15 protein-coding genes are annotated in these 17,436 nt (G+C 69.8%); 10 read left to right on the top strand and 5 right to left on the bottom strand.

The window, feature by feature from the left end:
• A partial coding sequence (locus tag A9O63_RS01355) for a dynamin family protein (protein WP_069330314.1) occupies positions 1-1,299 on the bottom strand: 1,299 nt, incomplete at its 3' end.
• Positions 1,300-1,693: 394 nt separating this feature from the next.
• Entirely contained in the window at positions 1,694-2,284 is a 591-nt protein-coding gene (locus tag A9O63_RS01350) for an FMN-dependent NADH-azoreductase (protein WP_069330313.1), read from the bottom strand.
• Between the two features lie 499 nt (positions 2,285-2,783).
• Between A9O63_RS01350 and A9O63_RS01345 the strand changes: the two genes are divergently transcribed.
• Together A9O63_RS01345 and yghU are read left to right on the top strand one after the other, a co-directional pair.
• A complete protein-coding gene (locus A9O63_RS01345) occupies positions 2,784-3,176 on the top strand; it encodes a hypothetical protein (RefSeq protein ID WP_069330312.1) in 393 nt (130 codons plus the stop codon).
• 443 nt (positions 3,177-3,619) lie between these two features.
• Positions 3,620-4,501: a glutathione-dependent disulfide-bond oxidoreductase gene (gene yghU, locus A9O63_RS01340; RefSeq protein WP_069330311.1), complete on the top strand. Its 882-nt coding sequence runs from the start codon at positions 3,620-3,622 to the stop codon at positions 4,499-4,501.
• A 49-nt stretch (positions 4,502-4,550) separates the two neighbouring features.
• On the opposite strand, the gene A9O63_RS01335 is transcribed toward yghU, so the two are convergent.
• Positions 4,551-5,270 (bottom strand): DeoR/GlpR family DNA-binding transcription regulator, encoded by a 720-nt coding sequence (locus A9O63_RS01335; RefSeq protein ID WP_069330310.1) that lies wholly within the window; start codon positions 5,268-5,270, stop codon positions 4,551-4,553.
• A gap of 163 nt (positions 5,271-5,433) precedes the next feature.
• On the opposite strand from A9O63_RS01335, the gene A9O63_RS01330 reads away from it, so the two are divergent.
• The 8 genes from A9O63_RS01330 (at position 5,434) to A9O63_RS01295 (ending at position 15,465) form a co-directional block, all read left to right on the top strand.
• Positions 5,434-6,480: an autoinducer 2 ABC transporter substrate-binding protein gene (locus tag A9O63_RS01330; RefSeq protein ID WP_069330309.1), complete on the top strand. Its 1,047-nt coding sequence runs from the start codon at positions 5,434-5,436 to the stop codon at positions 6,478-6,480.
• An 82-nt stretch (positions 6,481-6,562) separates the two neighbouring features.
• Positions 6,563-8,056 (top strand): sugar ABC transporter ATP-binding protein, encoded by a 1,494-nt coding sequence (locus A9O63_RS01325; protein WP_069330308.1) that lies wholly within the window; start codon positions 6,563-6,565, stop codon positions 8,054-8,056.
• 8 nt (positions 8,057-8,064) lie between these two features.
• Positions 8,065-9,042 (top strand): ABC transporter permease, encoded by a 978-nt coding sequence (locus tag A9O63_RS01320; RefSeq protein WP_069330307.1) that lies wholly within the window; start codon positions 8,065-8,067, stop codon positions 9,040-9,042.
• A gap of 12 nt (positions 9,043-9,054) precedes the next feature.
• Positions 9,055-10,065 (top strand): ABC transporter permease, encoded by a 1,011-nt coding sequence (locus A9O63_RS01315; protein WP_069330306.1) that lies wholly within the window; start codon positions 9,055-9,057, stop codon positions 10,063-10,065.
• A complete protein-coding gene (locus tag A9O63_RS01310; RefSeq protein WP_069330305.1) occupies positions 10,062-11,156 on the top strand; it encodes an aldose 1-epimerase family protein in 1,095 nt (364 codons plus the stop codon). The genes A9O63_RS01315 and A9O63_RS01310 overlap by 4 nt, the downstream gene beginning before the upstream one ends.
• Before the next feature lie 3 nt (positions 11,157-11,159).
• A complete protein-coding gene (gene rbsK, locus A9O63_RS01305; protein WP_069330304.1) occupies positions 11,160-12,107 on the top strand; it encodes a ribokinase in 948 nt (315 codons plus the stop codon).
• A complete protein-coding gene (deoC, locus tag A9O63_RS01300) occupies positions 12,104-13,078 on the top strand; it encodes a deoxyribose-phosphate aldolase (protein ID WP_084295502.1) in 975 nt (324 codons plus the stop codon). The genes rbsK and deoC overlap by 4 nt, the downstream gene beginning before the upstream one ends.
• Before the next feature lie 11 nt (positions 13,079-13,089).
• Entirely contained in the window at positions 13,090-15,465 is a 2,376-nt protein-coding gene (locus tag A9O63_RS01295) for an aldehyde dehydrogenase family protein (protein WP_069330302.1), read from the top strand.
• 186 nt (positions 15,466-15,651) lie between these two features.
• Here the strand turns inward: A9O63_RS01295 and A9O63_RS01290 are convergent, their stop codons facing one another.
• Positions 15,652-16,443: a transporter substrate-binding domain-containing protein gene (locus A9O63_RS01290; RefSeq protein WP_069330301.1), complete on the bottom strand. Its 792-nt coding sequence runs from the start codon at positions 16,441-16,443 to the stop codon at positions 15,652-15,654.
• 27 nt (positions 16,444-16,470) lie between these two features.
• Positions 16,471-17,433, bottom strand: a complete 963-nt coding sequence (locus tag A9O63_RS01285; protein ID WP_009565109.1) for an agmatinase — start codon at positions 17,431-17,433, stop codon at positions 16,471-16,473.
• Between the last annotated feature and the right edge of the window lie 3 nt (positions 17,434-17,436).

The following is a 17,436-nucleotide window of genomic DNA, read 5'->3' as shown; positions in this document are numbered from 1 at the left end:
CTCCACCCCGGCGCGGTCCACCCGCAGCGCGGGCTGGCTGCGCGCCACGACATCGACCGTCTCCACCTCCGAGATCACATTGCCGGTCTCGGCCTGGATATCGGCCAGCATCGCCTGTCCGGGCCCCTCGACCACGCGGCGCGCGATGGCCGCGTGCAGTTTCGGCACGCCGGAGGCCTCGAAGGCCATGCGGCAGAGGCTGCCCTCCTCGCGCAGCCCCTGCTCGGCCGCCCAGAGGCGCAGCGCCGCGCGGCTGGCCGCCGGAAGCGCCTCGCAGCGGTCCTCGAGCGCGCGCACGGCCCAGAGCGCGCTGCCGAAGAGGATGGTGGGCTCCGCGCCCACCTTCGCCCGGGCGAGCGTGCGGCGGATCGCGGCCTCGATCTCGCGGCACTGCGCGGCCGGATCGGCCAGCTCGTCGATCCGGTTGACGAAGACCAGCACCTCGCGCGCCTCGACATTGCCGATGATGCGCAGAAGCGCCATGTCCATCGTCGTCAGCGCCTGATGCGCCGAGAGGACGATCACGCAGACGCGGCTTTCGCTGATGGCGTTGAGCGTGATCTGCTCGCGCATCAGGAAGGTGTCGTTCACCCCGGGCGTGTCGCGCAGGCACAGGTTCTGCGGATAGCCCGGCAGATCGAGATAGAGATCGGCCGTGCGGGTGAGGTCGGCATAGAAGCCCTGCCCTCCGGCACAGGCATCGGCCGGGTCGCCGTAGCAGATGTAGCGGTCGATGATCTCGGAGGTGAGATCGGGGAAGGCGTGGCTGCTGCCCAGTAGCGTCGCGAAGGCGCCGCCGAGCCGGGCTTCGGTCGCCCGGCGCATCCGCATCACCTGCGCCCGCACCTCCTCGGCCTCGTCGGTGAAGCCCGCCCGCCGCGCCATCTCTCCGAGCCGCCCGCCGGTGACGGCCAGCCGCTCCCACTCCAGCGCATCGAAGAAGCGGAACAGCGCGCGCGTCTCGAGCGGGCGGCGCGGCGAGTTCAGGTGGACGTTGGTGATGACCGAGGTCCAGGGGTTCACGTCCGCCGGAAGGAAGCCCGGCCGCCCGATCAGCGCGTTGAGCAGCGTGCTCTTGCCGGCCTTCACCTGACCGAGCAGGCTCACCGAAGGCTCGAACGCGTCGATCCGCTCGACGATCCGGTCGAGGTCGGTGCGCAGCGTGGGCGTGGCATCGGTTGCGAGCTCCAGCAGGGCCTCGCGGATGCGGCCGAGGCTCGCCCAGTAGCTCTCCAGCTCCTCAAACGCGGGTCGCCCCAGAGGAGAGGCGAGCTCGGTCTTCTCGGCAAAATCGCGCACTATCCATCTCCGCAGTCGGGCGGCCCGTCGGTCCCCGCCCGAGGCGGGACCGGCCGCACCGCCATCCGCATATGGCTTCAGTGATGGCGGGGGAATGTGATCCAAATTGACCGCAACCCCGGCAATTTGGAGACGGAGCCGCCTGCCCGGGCGGGCCGGAACGGCCTGCAACCGCATCAGGGGGCACGGTTTCGCGCGAAAGGCGAACCAGGCTGCCACATTGCCGCCACAATTTCGCCCGCGCGCTGCCCGAGGCAGGAGTCGCCCGATGGCACCGGCGACGGAGGCGCGGCCGGGACATGGGTGGCGCAGCCTGCCGCTGCACAGAAAAAGGCCGCGCCTCGGGGGCGCGGCCTGCATCGTCGGACGGCGGAACCGCCGCGGGCCTGTCGGATCAGGCGGCGAGCGCCGCGACGGCGGCCTCGGCCCGGGCCATGGCCTCGTCGGCGCCGAAGACCATGCGATCGGCGGCCACGAAGTCCACGTCGGTGATGCCCACGAAGCCCAGCACCTGCCGCAGCCAGCCCGAGGCATGATCGAGCTCAGAGCCCAGCGGCGTGCCGTCCGAGGTGAAGGCCACGATGGCGCGCTTGCCGGTCAGCAGGCCGACCGGGCCGGTCTCGGTATAGACGAAGCTCTCGCCGCGGCGGGCGATATGGTCGACCCAGCTCTTGAGCTGCGCGGGGGCGGCGAAGTTGTAGACCGGCAGCGCGATCACCAGAATGTCGGCTTCCTTCACCTCGGCCATGACGGCGTCGGCATCGCGCGCGATCTCCTGCTGATCGGCGGTGCGCTGCTCGGGCGCGGTGAAGACCGAGCCGAGCCACGAGCCGTCGATCTGACGGATGCCCTGGGCGAGGTCCCGCGAGACGACCTTCGCGTCGGGATGGGTTTCCAGCAGCCGGTCGAGGATGCGCTGGGTGAGACGGCGCGAGACGGCAGCCTCGCCCTTGATGGAACTGTCGATGCGGAGGATGGTGGTCATGGCGGATACCTCTGTTGGGTGTGGCCACTCACATCGCATCAGACCGGGTTGCAAACAACGCGCGCCGGCGCGCGTGACTTGTGCAATGGCGAACATATCTTCTCCCCGGAGAGCATGTCGAGGACAGCCCAATGGAAGAAGAACGATTCGAGCCAGCCGGACTCCGCCCGCTGCGGCAGGGTCGCAGAGATCGGCCCCACGCCCCTCAGGGCCCTCGTCGCCGGGCCCGCAGGACGGCAGCCCCGTCGATCCTGCTGCCGATAGGGCCCTTGCACCGGACTTCGACCCTCGGGGCCGGGCGGCGCCATGGCAGGGTGCGCGGGACACGTCCGCCATGCTTATGCCGCGCGATGATCCATCCGCTCGGATGAGCGTGGGCGGCAGCACCTTCCAACGGATGAGCGCGCCCGCCTCCTGTTCATATTCCCTCCGCGGCAGGCCGATGCGACAAGGAGGGACCTTGGCCTTCCGCCCAATGCCTTCAGCCGGTGACTTTCTCATGCAAAGCGATCAGACAGCCAATTCCGCGGCTCACACCGCCGCCTCCGATTCCCGGCCCTTCACAGGATGGGCGCTTCAGACGGCCCTGCTTCTCGAGCAGCAGACGGGCGTGAAACTGGTGGCGCCGCTCGCCGCCGCGGGCAACCTGCGGCGCGCGGCGGCCTTCATGGCGCTCGCCGCGTGGCATGCCCCGGCCGAGCGCCATGCCGAGATCTTCAGCGGCCTGACCGCGGCCGAATTCGCGGGCTGGCTGCTCGAGGAGGATCCGGCCGAGATAGCCGAACTCCTCAGCGAGCGATGCCACGAGCCGCAGGCGCTCGCGCAGATGGGCGAAGAGCCCCTGAGCGACCCCGCCGACTACTGGATCCCGCCCGCGTCGCTTCTCCACTGACGGAAGGCCCCGCGCCGGACAACCGGACCGGAGGCCTCACCGCCCGCGCTCGCCGCGCCCATGGGCCGACCCGCCCTCCCCGCAGGCCGGATCCGGCGGAACAGGCAGGCGCTCCGGGAGAGCCCGGGCCGGAGCGCGGCGGCCCTGTCCTGCCTTCTGCCAAGCCGCTCCGAGCGCACCGGGCGCCCCCCGACCGGCCGGGGCCGCACCCGACCGTTGCGGAGCACGGAGCCCGAGGGGACGGGGTAAAGGCTTCGTGAAGCGAGAGGCCGCCGGATCCCCGGCGGGTCGCGCAGGAGGTTGCGCATCCCGGAAGCGGGCCTCGGGTAGGGCCCCGACGAGGTTGCACCTGCCGGCAAGCTGGGCAAGGATCGGCCTTCTCCGAGGACCGCGCGCCTCGACAGCGGCGCCCCTCCTCGACCCCCGACAGCGCAGGAGCAAGCATGAGCGACCAGACGGATTACACGCCCCCGGAGGTCTGGACCTGGGAACAGGGCAACGGCGGGCGCTTCGCCAACATCAACCGGCCCACGGCCGGGGCCACGCACGACCGCGAGCTGCCGGTGGGCCGCCATCCGTTCCAGCTCTATTCGCAAGGCACGCCGAACGGGCAGAAGGTGACGATCCTGTTCGAGGAGCTGCTCGAGGCCGGGCATGGCGGCGCCGACTACGACGCCTGGCTGATCGAGATCGGCAAGGGCGACCAGTTCGGCTCGGGCTTCGTCGCCGTCAATCCGAACTCGAAGATCCCGGCCCTCGTGGACCGCTCGGGCACCGAGCCCGTGCACATCTTCGAATCCGGCGCCATCCTCGTGCATCTGGCCGAGAAGTTCGGCGCCTTCCTGCCCTCGGGCGGCGCCGCGCGGGCCGAGACCCTGTCCTGGCTCTTCTGGCAGATGGGCTCGGCGCCCTTCCTCGGCGGCGGCTTCGGCCATTTCTATGCCTATGCGCCGGTGAAGATCAAATATGCCATCGACCGCTATGCGATGGAGGCCAAGCGCCAGCTCGACGTGCTCGACCGGCGGCTGGCCGAGAACGAGTTCCTTGCCGGATCGGACTACACGATCGCCGACATGGCGGTCTGGCCCTGGTATGGCGGGCTGGTGACGGGCGCGCTCTATGGCGATGCCGCGCGCTTCCTGTCCACCCACGACTATCGCCATGTGAACCGCTGGGCAAACCAGCTGCTCGCCCGCCCGGGCGTGAAGCGCGGGCGCATGGTGAACCGGACCTCGGGGCCCTTGTCCGAGCAGCTGCACGAGCGTCACGAGGCGGCCGACTTCGAGACCCGGACGCAGGACAAGCTGGAAGGCAGCGCGGGCTGACGCGCAGCCCCGCCGCGGCCTGCCCGGACGGGCTGCTGCGGCGGGGCGATCAGGCCGCCCGGTCCGGCGCGCCGATCCAGCCCTCGAACTCCTCGAGCCGCGCATAGGTCGCGGGGCGCAGCCGTCCCCATTTCGAGCCGTCGCAGACCAGATAGGGCTGGCGGGACCGCGCCAGCGCCGCGCGCTTGACCGGCACCTCGTGGAAATGGAAGCAGGTCACGCCCTCGGTCTCGTGCACGCCCGCGGCCGAGAAGAAGCCCTTGGTGATGTTGATCCGCCCGAGCATCGCCACCGCCTCTTCCGAGGAGAAGCTCGCCGTCTCGGGGTGGTAGATCCCCGCCAGCAGGATCAGGTTGACACCTGTCAACCGCGCCACCGTTTCGGCGATGTTGAGCGCCTGCGTCACCACCGTCACCCGCGCATTCTGCGGCACCCGCGCGGCAAGATGGGGCGTGGTCGTGCCGCAATCGAGAAAGACCGTGTCGCCCGGCTCGATCAGCGCCGCAGCCTGCACCGCAAGCGCCTCCTTGGCGCCCGCCTCGGAGGCTTCGGCGGCGGTGAGCGAATAGCCCTCGGCCCCTTCCGAGGCGCGCATGACATAGCCGCCGAGGCAGACGAGCCCTCCCGCCCCCACGCTCAGATCGCGCCGGATGGTGATCTCGGAGGCGCCGATCTGGCGCGCCGCCTCGCCGATATGAACGATCGAGCCCGCCCGGCACAGTTCGCCCAGCGCCGCGATCCGCTCTGCCCTGCCTGATGGTCTTGCCACTCGCACCTCCGATAGGCCGCCCCCATGGCACATCAAACTAGACATTGACAGGCCAGCCCAGGTTTTGAATGAATAAGATCATATTGACGAGATTCGATCAATATAGGCAACTGCAGGGGGCGCGAGGAGGATCGGCGCCGTCTGTTCCGAGGGAGGAAATCGGATGAAGATCATGCTGACGTCAGCGGCGCTGGCGCTGTCGGTGCTGGCGGCCCCCGCCGTGGCTCAGGACCTCGTCGACGTGTCCAAGGTCAACAAGGACCTGATCGCGACGAAGGACGGCAAGGAATATTCCATCGCCACCGTCGTGAAGGTGGACGGCATCGCCTGGTTCGACCGGATGCGCGACGGGATCACCCAGTTCCAGAACGACACCGGCCACGACGTCTGGATGGTGGGCCCGAGCCAGGCCGACGCCGCCGCGCAGGTGCAGCTGATCGAGAACCTGATCGCGCAGGGCGTGGATGCGATCTGCGTGGTGCCCTTCTCGGTCGAGGCGGTGGAGCCGGTGCTGAAGAAGGCGCGCGACCGGGGCATCGTGGTCATCACCCACGAGGCGTCGAACATCCAGAACACCGACTTCGACCTCGAGGCCTTCGACAACCTCGCCTACGGCGCGAACCTGATGAAGGAACTCGCCAAATCCATGGGCGAGAAGGGCAAGTACGTCGCCACCGTCGGCTCGCTCACCTCGAAGAGCCAGATGGAATGGATCGACGGCGCGGTGGCCTACCAGAAGGAGCATTACCCCGAGATGAGCCTCGTGGGCGACCGTCTGGAAACCGCCGACGATGCGGCCATCGACTACACCAAGCTCAAGGAAGCGATGACCACCTATCCCGACATCACGGGGATCCTCGGCGCGCCGATGCCGACCTCGGCCGGGGCCGGTCGCCTGATCGCCGAGAGCGGGCTGAAGGACAAGGTCTTCTTCGCGGGCACGGGCCTGCCGTCGGTCGCGGGCGAATATCTGCAGAACGGCGACATCCAGTATATCCAGTTCTGGGATCCGGCCGTCGCGGGCTATGCGATGAACATGCTCGCCGTGGCGGCGCTCGAGGGCAAGAAGGACGAGATCAAGCCGGGCCTGAACCTCGGCCTCGCGGGCTACGAGGAGCTGACCGCGCCGGACGCGGCCAACCCGCATCTGCTCTATGGCGCAGGCTGGGTCGGCGTGACCAAGGACAACATGGCCGACTACGACTTCTGATCGGGCCCGCCCCGACCGGATCCGCTGCGAAGGGGCCCGTCGGGGCCCCTTCCTCCTCTCCCCTTTCCAGCACGGGCAGGCCATGTCGGACACCCTCATCGAGCTGAGAAACATCGGCAAGCGCTTCGGCGGCGTGCGCGCGCTCGACGGCGTGTCGCTGGCGATCCGCCCCGGCGAGATCCATTGCCTGGCCGGCGAGAACGGCTCGGGAAAATCCACCGTCATCAAGGTGATGTCCGGGATCTACACGCCCGAGGAGGGCGAGATCCTGATCGACGGCCGCCCCGTGGGCCGGCTCGATCCGATCCGGGCCGTGCAGCACGGGGTGCAGGTGATCTACCAGGATTTCTCGCTGTTCGGGAATCTCACCGTGGCGGAGAATCTGGCGCTCAACACCTATGTGCTCGAGGGGCGCCGCCGGATGGACTGGCGCCGCGCCCGGGCGATGGCGGTCGAGGTGCTGGCCCGCATCGGCGTCGACATCGATCCCGACGCCGAAGTGGGAACGCTGCCCACATCGGGCCGGCAGGTCGTGGCCATCGCGCGCGCGATCCTTGCCCGCGCCCGGCTCATCATCATGGACGAGCCCACCACCGCCCTCACCCGCCACGAGGTCGATGCGCTGTTCGCCATCGTCCGCGATCTGCAGGCCCAGGGCATCGCCGTCCTGTTCGTCAGCCACAAGATGCGCGAGATGCTGGAGATTTCCGAGCGGCTCACCGTCTTCCGCAACGGCCGCAAGGTGGCCGAGGGGCCGATGTCCGACTTCGACGAGGCGGCGATCACCCATGCGATGACGGGCCTCTCGCTCACCGACGACCCCTACCGCCCCGCCCTGCCGCCGGGCCCGCCGCTGCTCGAGGTCCGCAAGCTCTCGGTGCCGGGCAGCGTGCAGGACATCGACCTGTCGCTCCGCCCCGGCGAGATCGTGGGCATCTCGGGCCTGATCGGCTCGGGGCGCACCGAGCTTGCCCGTGCGCTCTTCGGCATGGAGCCCGGGATGACCGGCACCATCCGGCTCGGGGGCCGCGAGATCCATCCCCGCTCGGTGCAGGAGGCCATTGCCCTGGGGATTGCCTATGTGCCCGAGGACCGGCTGACCGAGGGGCTGTTCCTGCCGCAGTCGATCGAGCGCAACCTCGTGGTCTCGATCCTCGAGCGGCTGCGCCGCGGGCCCTTCCTCGACACGCGCGCCGTGCGCGAGAAGACGCTCGGGATGTTCCGCGACATGCAGATCGCGGCCCCCTCGCCCGAGACGGCGGTGGGCAACCTGTCGGGCGGCAATGCGCAGCGGGTGATGCTCGGCCGCTGGCTCCTGACCGGCGCACGCGTCCTGATCCTGAACGGGCCCACGGTGGGCGTCGACGTGGGCTCGAAGGCCACGATCCACCGCATCATCCGCGACCTCGCCCAGCGCGAGGGGCTGGGTGTGCTGATGATCTCGGACGACGTGCCCGAGCTCGTCACCAACTGCAACCGCATCCACGTCATGCACCGTGGACGCTTCGTCGCCGATCTGGACGGGTCCGGGATGACCGAGGACCGGATCAACGATGCCCTCAAGACCTTGAACTGAGCGGTCCGATGAAGATCCTGCATTCCAGCGAATTCGTGATCGCCCTCGTGCTTCTGGCCGCGATGGTGCTGATCGGCCTCGTGAACCCGGCCTTCTGGGGGCTGGACAACCTCTTCAGCCTGGCGAAATCGAACGTCGTCATCGGCATCATGGCCCTGGGCGTGCTGCTCGTGATGATCTCGGGCGGCATCGACGTCTCGTTTCCGGCCATCGCGGTGGCGGCGCTCTATATCGTCGTGCGCGCCATGGTCGAGCTGAACTACGATGGCGTGCTCGTCCCCTTCCTCGCGGCGGCCGCGATCGGCCTCGTGCTCGGAGGCTTCAACGCCTTCATCATCGAGCGCTTCCGGATGATCCCGCTGATCGTGACGCTCGGCACCGCCTCGATCGTGCGCGGTCTCGTGCTGGGGCTTCTGGGCAGCTCCATCGTCAATATCAACAAGATGCCGAAGGAGCTGATCGAGTTCGGCCGCCACGACCTGATGACGGTCGAGGCCGCGAACGGGGCGACCTACGGGCTGACCTCGATGGTGCTGGTCTATCTCGGCATCGCGCTCGTCATGCATCTGGTGCTGCGGCACACGATGATCGGCCGCTCGGTCTATGCCTACGGCACGGATGCGGAATCGGCGCGCCGGGCGGGCTTCAACACCCGCCGGACGATCTGGTTCGTCTATTGCCTCGCCGGGCTGCTCGCGGGCTTTGCGGGGATGCTCCACACCTCGATGATCTGGCAGGCCAACCCGCGCGACTTCCAGGGGCTCGAGCTCGACGTGATCGCGGCCGTGGTGCTGGGCGGCGCCTCGATCTTCGGCGGCCGCGGGTCGGTCGCGGGCACGCTGATCGGGGTGTTCATGCTGGTGATGGTCAAGAACTCGCTGATCCTGCTGAAGGTGGACACGACCTGGCAGCGGGTCGTCGTGGGCCTCATCATCGTCGCCGCGACCGCCATCACCGCCTGGCGCGACCGCAAGAAGCTGGCCTGAGGGGGGAACGCCATGGCCTCGAACACCGAAACCCGCCCCCTGCTGAGCCGCCTTCTCGGGCGCGATGCGGCGGTGGCGCAGCTCATCGTCATCACGCTGCTGATCTTCGTCGCGATGACCGCGCTGAACCCCGACAAGTTCCTGCGCTACTACAATTTCGAGTCGCTCACCTACATCGCGCCCGAGCTGGGCATCCTCTCCATCGCCATGATGATCGCGATGCTGACGGGGGGGATCGACCTCTCGATCGTGGGGGTGGCGAACCTCGCGGCCATCGTGGCGGGGGTCTATTTCCGCATTCCGGCGGTGAGCGAGGCGGCCGCCGCGGGCGGCGCGGGGCTCGTCCTCCATACGGCGGCGGCGGTGCTGATCGCGCTCGTGGTGGGGCTGGCCGCGGGCGGGCTGAACGGCGTGCTGATCGCACGGCTCCGCATCATCCCGATCCTTGCCACGCTCGGCACCGGGCAGATCTTCGCGGGGCTGGCGCTCGTCCTGACCGGCGGCCCCGCGATCACGGGCTTTCCCGAGACCTGGGCCTGGATCGGGGCGGGCAAGATCCTCGGGCTCGCCACGCCGCTCTGGGTGCTGATCGTGGTCGCGGGGCTGGTCGCGCTGCTGCTCGCGCGCACCACCCTCGGCGTGAACCTGATGCTCATGGGCACCAACCCGCGCGCCGCCATCTTCGCGGGCATCCGCTCGGGCCGGATGATCCTCTACAGCTACATGCTGACGGGGATGCTCGCGGCCGTGGCGGGCGGGCTCCTTTCGGGGCGGACCAACTCGGCCAAGGCGGATTTCGGCGCCTCCTACCTGCTGCAGGCGGTGCTGATCGCGGTGCTGGGCGGCACCAATCCCGCCGGCGGCAAGGGCCGGGTGCTGGGCGTGCTGCTCGCGCTCGTGGCGCTGATGCTGCTCTCGTCGGGCCTCCAGATCATGCGGGTGTCGAACTTCCTGATCGACGCCGTCTGGGGCGCCTTCCTCGTCATCGTCATCGCCATCAACTACCTGAGGTCGCGGAAATGACCGAGATCCACATCCCCCTGCCCCGCGACGCCTTCCCCGACCGGGGCGAGCGCCCCATCGCCAGCGGCGCGGGCTTCACCGCCACGGCCTTCCGCTATCCCTCGGGCGTCGAGGCGCTGCGGCTGACGAATGCGCGGGGCGCGGTGACGGTCCTGCCCTACCTCGGCCAGATGATCTGGGACGCCGCGTTCGACGGGCGCCGACTGACCATGGGCAATGGCTTCGACGGCCCGCGCGCGGGCGCCTCGATCCTCGAGACCTACGGCGCCTTCGCCTATCATGCGGGCCTGCTGCGCAACGGGACCCCCGGTCCGCAGGACGACCATCCGCTGCATGGCGAGATGCCGGTGGCGGCCATGGACAGCGCCCATCTGCTCTTCGGCACCGATGGGCAGGGCCCCTTCGTCGAGCTCGGCGGGCACCGGGATCATGTGGTGGGCTTCGGGCCGAACTACCGCGCCACGCCGCGGATACGGCTCCACGCCGAGGATGCGCTGATCGCGGTCGAGATGGCGGTCGAGAACCGCTCGGCCCATCCGATGGAGCTCATGTACATGCTCCACGCCAATTTCGACTTCGTGACCGGCGGGCGGATCGTGCAGGCCGCGCCCTTCACGCCCGACCGCACCGAGGTGAGGCGCGCGGTGCCGGGCCATGTCACCCCCACGCCCGACTTCCTCGCGCTCCTTGAGGATCTGGCCGTGAACCCCGCGCGGATGGAGCGGCTGACCGAGCCCGACCTCTATGCGCCCGAGCAGGTCTTCTACATCCGCGATCCCGGCACCGACGCGCGGGGCCGCACCCGGATGCTGATGGAGCTGCCCGCGGGCGGCGCCTTCTCGGCCGCCTGGCGGCCCGAGGACCTGCCCTTCTGCGTCCGCTGGATCCTGAACGACGGCGATGCGCAGGTGGCGGCCTTCGCGCTGCCCTCGACCTGCGAGCCCGAGGGCTACACCGCCGAGAAGGCCAAAGGCCATGTCCGGCTGCTCGGTCCGGGCGAGAGCGCGCGCTTTCCGGTGACGCTGGGCTGGCTCGGGCCGACCGAGGTGGCCGAGGCGCGCGCCGACATCGACACCATGCGAAAGGGCTGAGCCATGACCGCATCGAAACCCGGCCGCATCGCGGTCGTCGGCTCCAACATGGTCGATCTGGTGACCTACATCACCCGGATGCCCGCTCCCGGCGAGACGATCGAGGCACCCGACTTCGAGATCGGCTGCGGCGGCAAGGGCGCCAATCAGGCGGTGGCCGCGGCGAAGCTCGGCAGCGCGGTCAGCATGGTGACCAAGGTCGGCGACGACATCTTCGGCGAGACCCCCCGCCGCAACCTCGCCCAGCACGGCATCGACATCCGCCATGTGGAGACGGTGGCGGGCAAGTCCTCGGGCGTGGCGCCGATCTTCGTCGAGGCCTCGGGCGAGAATTCGATCCTGATCGTGAAGGGCGCCAATGCCGCCCTCCTGCCCGCGGATGTGGACGCGGCCGAAGAGACGCTGCGCGCGGCCGACCTGATCCTGATGCAGATGGAGGTCCCGCGCGAGACGGTGATCCATACCGTGCGGCGGGCGGCGGAGTGGGGCGTGCGCACCATCCTGAACCCCGCCCCGGCCGCGGCCGACCTGAATGTGGACGACCTGCGCGACCTGAGCTTCCTCGTGCCGAACGAGAGCGAGCTTGCGCTGATCTCGGGCCTGCCCACGGGCAGCGAGGACGAGATCGCGGCTGCCGCCCGGAGCCTGATCGAGCGCGGCATCGGCACGGTGATCGTGACGCTCGGCGGGCGCGGCGCCCGGCTCGTGACCCGCGCGGGCGTGGTGCCCATCGCCCCCGTCCGGGTGACGCCCGTCGACACGACCGGCGCGGGCGATGCCTTCATCGGCGCCTTCGCCCATTTCCTCGCCGCGACCGGCGAGGTGGAGGGCGCGCTCGCCCAGGCCGCGCGCTATGCCGCCCATTCCGTGACCGGCCGCGGCACCCAGAAATCCTACGCGACGCCGGAGGCCTTCGAGGCCTTCTGCCGCGCGCTTCCCCCATCCGCATGAAAGCCCACGCCATGCCCGACAGCCACCCCCGCAATCCCGGCACTCCCTTCGCCCCCGACTGGTTCGAGGAGATGCAGGTGAACCGCACCGCGGCCGAGCGCCGCGCGGCCACGATCTCGGGCAGCCGCTCGGTCAAGAAGGATCATCAGGCCGCCTGGCTCCTGCGCGCGATCCAGTGCATCGACCTGACCACCCTCTCGGGCGACGACACGCCGGGCAAGGTGCGCCGTCTCTGCGCCAAGGCGCGCCAGCCCGTCCGGCCGGACCTGCTGGAGGCGATGGGCGTGGGCGACATAGGCCTGACGACCGGGGCGGTCTGCGTCTATCCGACCATGGTGCCCCATGCGGTGGCGGCCCTTCAGGGCTCGGGCATTCCGGTGGCCTCGGTCGCCACGGGCTTTCCCGCGGGCCTGACGCCCCTGCCGCTGCGGCTGGCCGAGATCACCCATGCGGTCGAGGCGGGCGCCTCCGAGATCGACATCGTCATCACCCGCGAGCATGTGCTGCTGGGCAACTGGCAGGCGCTCTACGACGAGGTCGCGGCCATGCGGGCCGCCTGCGGCGAGGCGCACATGAAGGCGATCCTCGCCACGGGCGAGCTCGGCACGCTGACGAACGTCTACCGCGCCTCGATGGTCGCGATGCAGGCGGGGGCCGACTTCATCAAGACCTCGACCGGCAAGGAGACCGAGAATGCGACGCTGCCGGTCTCGCTCACCATGCTGCGCGCGCTGCGCGACTATGGCGAGCGGACGGGCTACAGGATCGGCTTCAAGCCCGCCGGGGGCCTGCGCGCGGCCAAGGACGCGCTGGCCTGGCTCGCGCTGATGAAGGAGGAGCTGGGCCAGCCCTGGCTCAGGCCCGACCTCTTCCGGATCGGCGCCTCGACGCTGCTCGGCGACATCGAGCGGCAACTCGAGCACCACGTCATGGGGCGCTATGCCAGCGCCGACCACCACGCCCTGAGCTGAAGGCCTGAGACATGAGCATCAAGGACATCATGGAAAGCATGGATTACGGCCCTGCGCCCGAGGCCGCGACGGATGCGAAGGCCTGGCTTGCGGCGCGCGGCCATGCTCTCGGACATTACATCGACGGCGCCTTCACCGGCGCCGATACGGCCGCGATCGAGGTCGAGAACCCGGCCACGGGCGAGATCCTGGCGCGGATCCCCGCGGCGGGCGAGGCCGAGATCGAGGCCGCCGTGGCCGCGGCCCGCGCGGCCTTCCCGGCCTGGTCGCAGCTTCCGGGCTTCGAGCGGGCGCGTTACCTCTATGCCATCGCCCGCGGCCTGCAGAAGCGCGAGCGGTTCTTCTCGGTTCTCGAGACGCTCGACAATGGCAAGGCCATCCGCGAGACCCGCACCGCCGACGTGCCGCTCGCCATCCGCCACTTCTACCACCATGCGGGCTGGGCCGCGGTGCTGGGCGAGGAGTTCCCCGGCCACGAGCCGCTGGGCGTCTGCGGTCAGGTGATCCCCTGGAACTTCCCGATGCTGATGCTGGCCTGGAAGATCGCGCCGGCGCTGGCGGCGGGCAACACGGTGGTGCTGAAGCCCGCCGATCTCACGCCGCTGACCGCGGTGGCCTTCGCCGAGATGCTGGGCGAGATCGGCCTGCCCAGGGGCGTGGTCAACATCGTCCATGGCGGGGCCGAGACCGGCGCGCTCCTCGTCCGCCATCCGGGCGTGGCGAAGGTGGCCTTCACCGGCTCGACCGCCGTCGGCCGCGAGATCCGGCGCGCGACGGCCGGCAGCGGCAAGAGCCTGACGCTCGAGCTCGGCGGCAAGTCGCCCTTCGTGGTCTGCGCCGATGCCGATCTCGATGCGGCCGTCGAAGGGGTGGTGGAAGGCGTCTGGTTCAACCAGGGCGAGGTCTGCTGTGCGGGCTCGCGGCTTCTGCTGCAGGAGGGGATCGCCGAGCGGTTCCTGTCCAAGCTCCGGGCGCGGATGGAGAAGATCCGCGTGGGCGATCCGCTCGACAAGTCCACCGACATGGGCGCCATCGTCTCGGCGCGCCAGAAGGCCCGGATCGAGGAACTGCTCGCGGGGGCCGCGCGCGAGGGCTACCGGCTCGAGCAGGCGGCCTGCCCGCTGCCCGCGGCGGGCCATTTCGTGGCGCCCGGCTTCTTCGCCGATACCGAGCCCGCGGCCACCGTCGCACAGGTCGAGATCTTCGGCCCGATCGCGGTCACGACCACCTTCCGCACCGTCGACGAGGCGGTGGCGCTGGCCAACAACACGCCCTACGGGCTCGCGGCCTCGGTCTGGTCCGAGAACATCAATGCCGCGACCGAGCTTGCCGCGCGGCTCCGTGCGGGCGTGGTCTGGATCAATGCCTCGAACCTCTTCGATGCGGGTGCGCCCTTCGGCGGCATGAAGGAGAGCGGCTTCGGGCGCGAGGGCGCGCGGGAGGGCCTCGGCGCCTATCTGCGCCCGCGCATGCCGCAAGGCCCCGAGGCGCTGGCGGCAGCGGTGGATTTCACCGCCCATACCGGCACGGGCGGCAGCCTGCCGGGACTGATCGACCGCACGATGAAGAACTACATCGGCGGCGCGCAGGCCCGGCCCGACGGCGGCGCGAGCTATGTGGTGCGCGGCCCGAAGGGCGAAGCCCTCGGCCTCGCGCCCGTCTCGGGGCGCAAGGACATCCGCAACGCCGTCGAGGCTGCGCTGAAGGCGAAGGGCTGGGCCGCCAATGCCCATGGCCGGGCGCAGGTGCTGTTCTTCCTCGCCGAGAACATCGCCGCCCGCGCCGAGGATCTTTCGGCGGCCCTCGTGCAGGGCGGCGCCGGCAGGTCCGAGGCCGCAGCGGAGGGGCGCAGGCTGGTCGAGCGGGTGTTCTTCTATGCCGGCATGGCCGACAAGGACGATGGCCGCATCCATGCGACGAAGCCGCGCCACCTGACGCTCTCGGTGAAGGAGCCGCTGGGGGTGGTGGGGGTGCTTGCGCCCGACGAGGCGCCGCTCCTGTCGCTGATGTCGCTGATCCTGCCGCTGATCGCCACGGGCAACCGCGTGGTGGCGGTGCCCTCGCCCGCGCAGGCGCTGCTGGCGCAGCCCCTCTACCAGATCTTCGACACGTCGGACCTGCCCGGGGGCGTGGTGAACCTCGTCACGGGCGACCGCGACCTCCTCGCCCGGACGCTCGCCGAGCACGATGCGGTGGACGGGCTTTGGTATCACGGATCGGCCGAGGGAGCGGCAGAGGTCGAGGCGCTGTCCGCGGGCAACCTGAAGCAGGTCTGGACGAACGGCGGGCGGGCGCTCGACTGGAGCGCGGATGCCGTGGCCTGCGGGCGGAGCTGGCTCGACCGGGCGACCCAGATCAAGACGATCTGGGTGCCCTACGGCGCCTGACCCGGACCGGAGGCGAGGGAAGCCTCGCCTTCGCCCCGGACCCAGCCTGCGGTCTCGGCCGGGTCGGGGCTGCCGGGCCGAGAGAGCATCGGCTGGCAGGAGAAGCGCGGGGCCCGCTAAGGGCCTGACGCGCAAGCGAAAGGGCCGGCCCCAAGGCCGGCCCTTCCTGACATGGCGGCCGGGGCCTCAGTCGGCGAGGCTGCGGATCGGATCCGCCGGGGCGGGCGAATAGCCCACGAGCTCGGACGTCAGCTTGGCATAGGTGCCGTCGGCGATCATCTCGCCCAGCACCTTGTTGATGGCGGCGGTCAGGTGCGGCTTGCCCTTCTTGATCGCGAAGCCCTTCTGGATCGTGCTGACCGGCTCGTCGAGCATCTTCAGCGGCAGGTTCGAATTCTTGATCGCATAGCCCGCGGCCACCGCGTCCGTGATGATCGCATCGACATTGCCGTTGGCCAGATCCTGCATCGCATCGGACTCGGCCTTGTAGGCCTTGACCTCGCCGCCCAGCTCTTCCGCGATCTTGGTCCAGTTCGAGGCCACGAGCCCGCCCACCGGACGGCCCTTCAGGTCGGCCGGCGCCGCAATGTCGCTGTCGGTGCGCACGACCACGCGGCCGCCGGATTCCAGCCAGCCGTCGGCGAAGGTGACCTTCTGCTGCCGCTCCTCGGTGATGTCCATGGCGACGCTGATGATGTCATACTGATCGGCCTCGAGCCCGATCAGCACGCTTTCCCATTTCACGAGCACCGGCACATATTCGAGGTTCAGCCGCTTGGCCACTTCCCGCATCACGCGGATCTCGAGCCCGTCGAGCTCGCCGTCGGGGGCGCGCATCGAGAAGGGCGGATAGGTGCCCTCGGTTGCCGCGCTGAGCTGGCCGGGAACGAGGAGTTCCAGGTCGTCCGCGGCCCAGGCGGCGGGGGCGAGGGTCTGAAGGGCAAGGACGGCGCCGAGCGCCAGGGCTTTCAGGGTCATGGTCTACTCTCTCTGTTGGGACGCTGCTTATCGTGACCGCTCGCGGACCCGCGCCTCGGCAAGGATCGCCAGAAGCTCGGCCATGACGGTGGCCCCGAGCAGGGCGGTGATCTGGCCCGGACCGTCATAGGAAGGATTGAGCTCGACCACGTCGCAGCCGACGAGATCGAGCCCTTCGAGACTGCGCAGCAGCGAGAGCGTCTCGCGCGCGGTGGGGCCGCCGCACTCGGGCGTCTCGACGCCGGGCGCATAGGCGGGATCCACGAAATCGAGATCGAAGCTCAGGAAGGCCGGATGGCCGGCGCTGCGCGCGGCGATCCGGCGGGCGGTCTCGGGCAATCCCAGCGCGAACATCTCGTCGCAGGTGATGACCTCGAGGCCGAGATCGACCGACTGGCTGACGTCGGCCGGCTGGAACAGCGAGCCGCGCATCCCCACCTGGATCGAGCGGGCGGGATCGACGATGCCCTCCTCGATGGCGCGGCGGAACATGGTGCCGGCACTGTAGCGCTTGCCGTCGAAGTAGCTGTCCCAGGTGTCGGTGTGGCTGTCGAAATGCACGAGGCTGAGCGGCCCGTGACGCTTGGCCACCGCCCTCAGACCGGCGAGCGAGACCGAGTGGTCGCCCCCGATGCCGAAGGGCACGGCCCCGGCCTCGACCACCGCATCGAGCGCCCGTTCCAGCGCGGCGAGGCTCTCGATCTCGTAGCCCGGAACGCAGGTCGCGTCGCCCGCATCGGCCACGCGCAACACCTCGAAGATGTTGATATGGCCCCGGTAGGGGTTGATCGGGCGCAGCATCACCGACATGGCGCGCAGCGCATTCGGCGCGAACCGCGCCCCGGTGCGGAAGGGCGCGCCCGAATCCGAGGGCAGGCCGACGATCGCGGCGTCGAGCCCCTGAAGCTCCGTGGCCATGGGCAGGCGCATGAAGCTCGGCAGGCCGACGAAGCGGGGGGTGGAGAGCGAGTCGGTGGGCAGGACGGACATGGG

This window comes from Cereibacter johrii (genome assembly GCF_001720585.1).
GTDB classification, from domain to species: domain Bacteria; phylum Pseudomonadota; class Alphaproteobacteria; order Rhodobacterales; family Rhodobacteraceae; genus Cereibacter_A; species Cereibacter_A johrii.
The sequence above is the reverse complement of the archived record's forward strand: the minus strand, read 5'-3'. Positions and strand labels throughout refer to the sequence as shown.

Coding starts and splice junctions, on each gene's coding strand:
- A9O63_RS01350 (WP_069330313.1), bottom strand. CDS start 2,284: ATGACCACCATCCTCCGCATCGACAGTTCCATCAAGGGCGAGGCTGCC.
- A9O63_RS01345 (WP_069330312.1), top strand. CDS start 2,784: ATGCAAAGCGATCAGACAGCCAATTCCGCGGCTCACACCGCCGCCTCC.
- yghU (WP_069330311.1), top strand. CDS start 3,620: ATGAGCGACCAGACGGATTACACGCCCCCGGAGGTCTGGACCTGGGAA.
- A9O63_RS01330 (WP_069330309.1), top strand. CDS start 5,434: ATGAAGATCATGCTGACGTCAGCGGCGCTGGCGCTGTCGGTGCTGGCG.
- A9O63_RS01325 (WP_069330308.1), top strand. CDS start 6,563: ATGTCGGACACCCTCATCGAGCTGAGAAACATCGGCAAGCGCTTCGGC.
- A9O63_RS01320 (WP_069330307.1), top strand. CDS start 8,065: ATGAAGATCCTGCATTCCAGCGAATTCGTGATCGCCCTCGTGCTTCTG.
- A9O63_RS01315 (WP_069330306.1), top strand. CDS start 9,055: ATGGCCTCGAACACCGAAACCCGCCCCCTGCTGAGCCGCCTTCTCGGG.
- A9O63_RS01310 (WP_069330305.1), top strand. CDS start 10,062: ATGACCGAGATCCACATCCCCCTGCCCCGCGACGCCTTCCCCGACCGG.
- rbsK (WP_069330304.1), top strand. CDS start 11,160: ATGACCGCATCGAAACCCGGCCGCATCGCGGTCGTCGGCTCCAACATG.
- deoC (WP_084295502.1), top strand. CDS start 12,104: ATGAAAGCCCACGCCATGCCCGACAGCCACCCCCGCAATCCCGGCACT.
- A9O63_RS01295 (WP_069330302.1), top strand. CDS start 13,090: ATGAGCATCAAGGACATCATGGAAAGCATGGATTACGGCCCTGCGCCC.
- A9O63_RS01290 (WP_069330301.1), bottom strand. CDS start 16,443: ATGACCCTGAAAGCCCTGGCGCTCGGCGCCGTCCTTGCCCTTCAGACC.
- A9O63_RS01285 (WP_009565109.1), bottom strand. CDS start 17,433: ATGTCCGTCCTGCCCACCGACTCGCTCTCCACCCCCCGCTTCGTCGGC.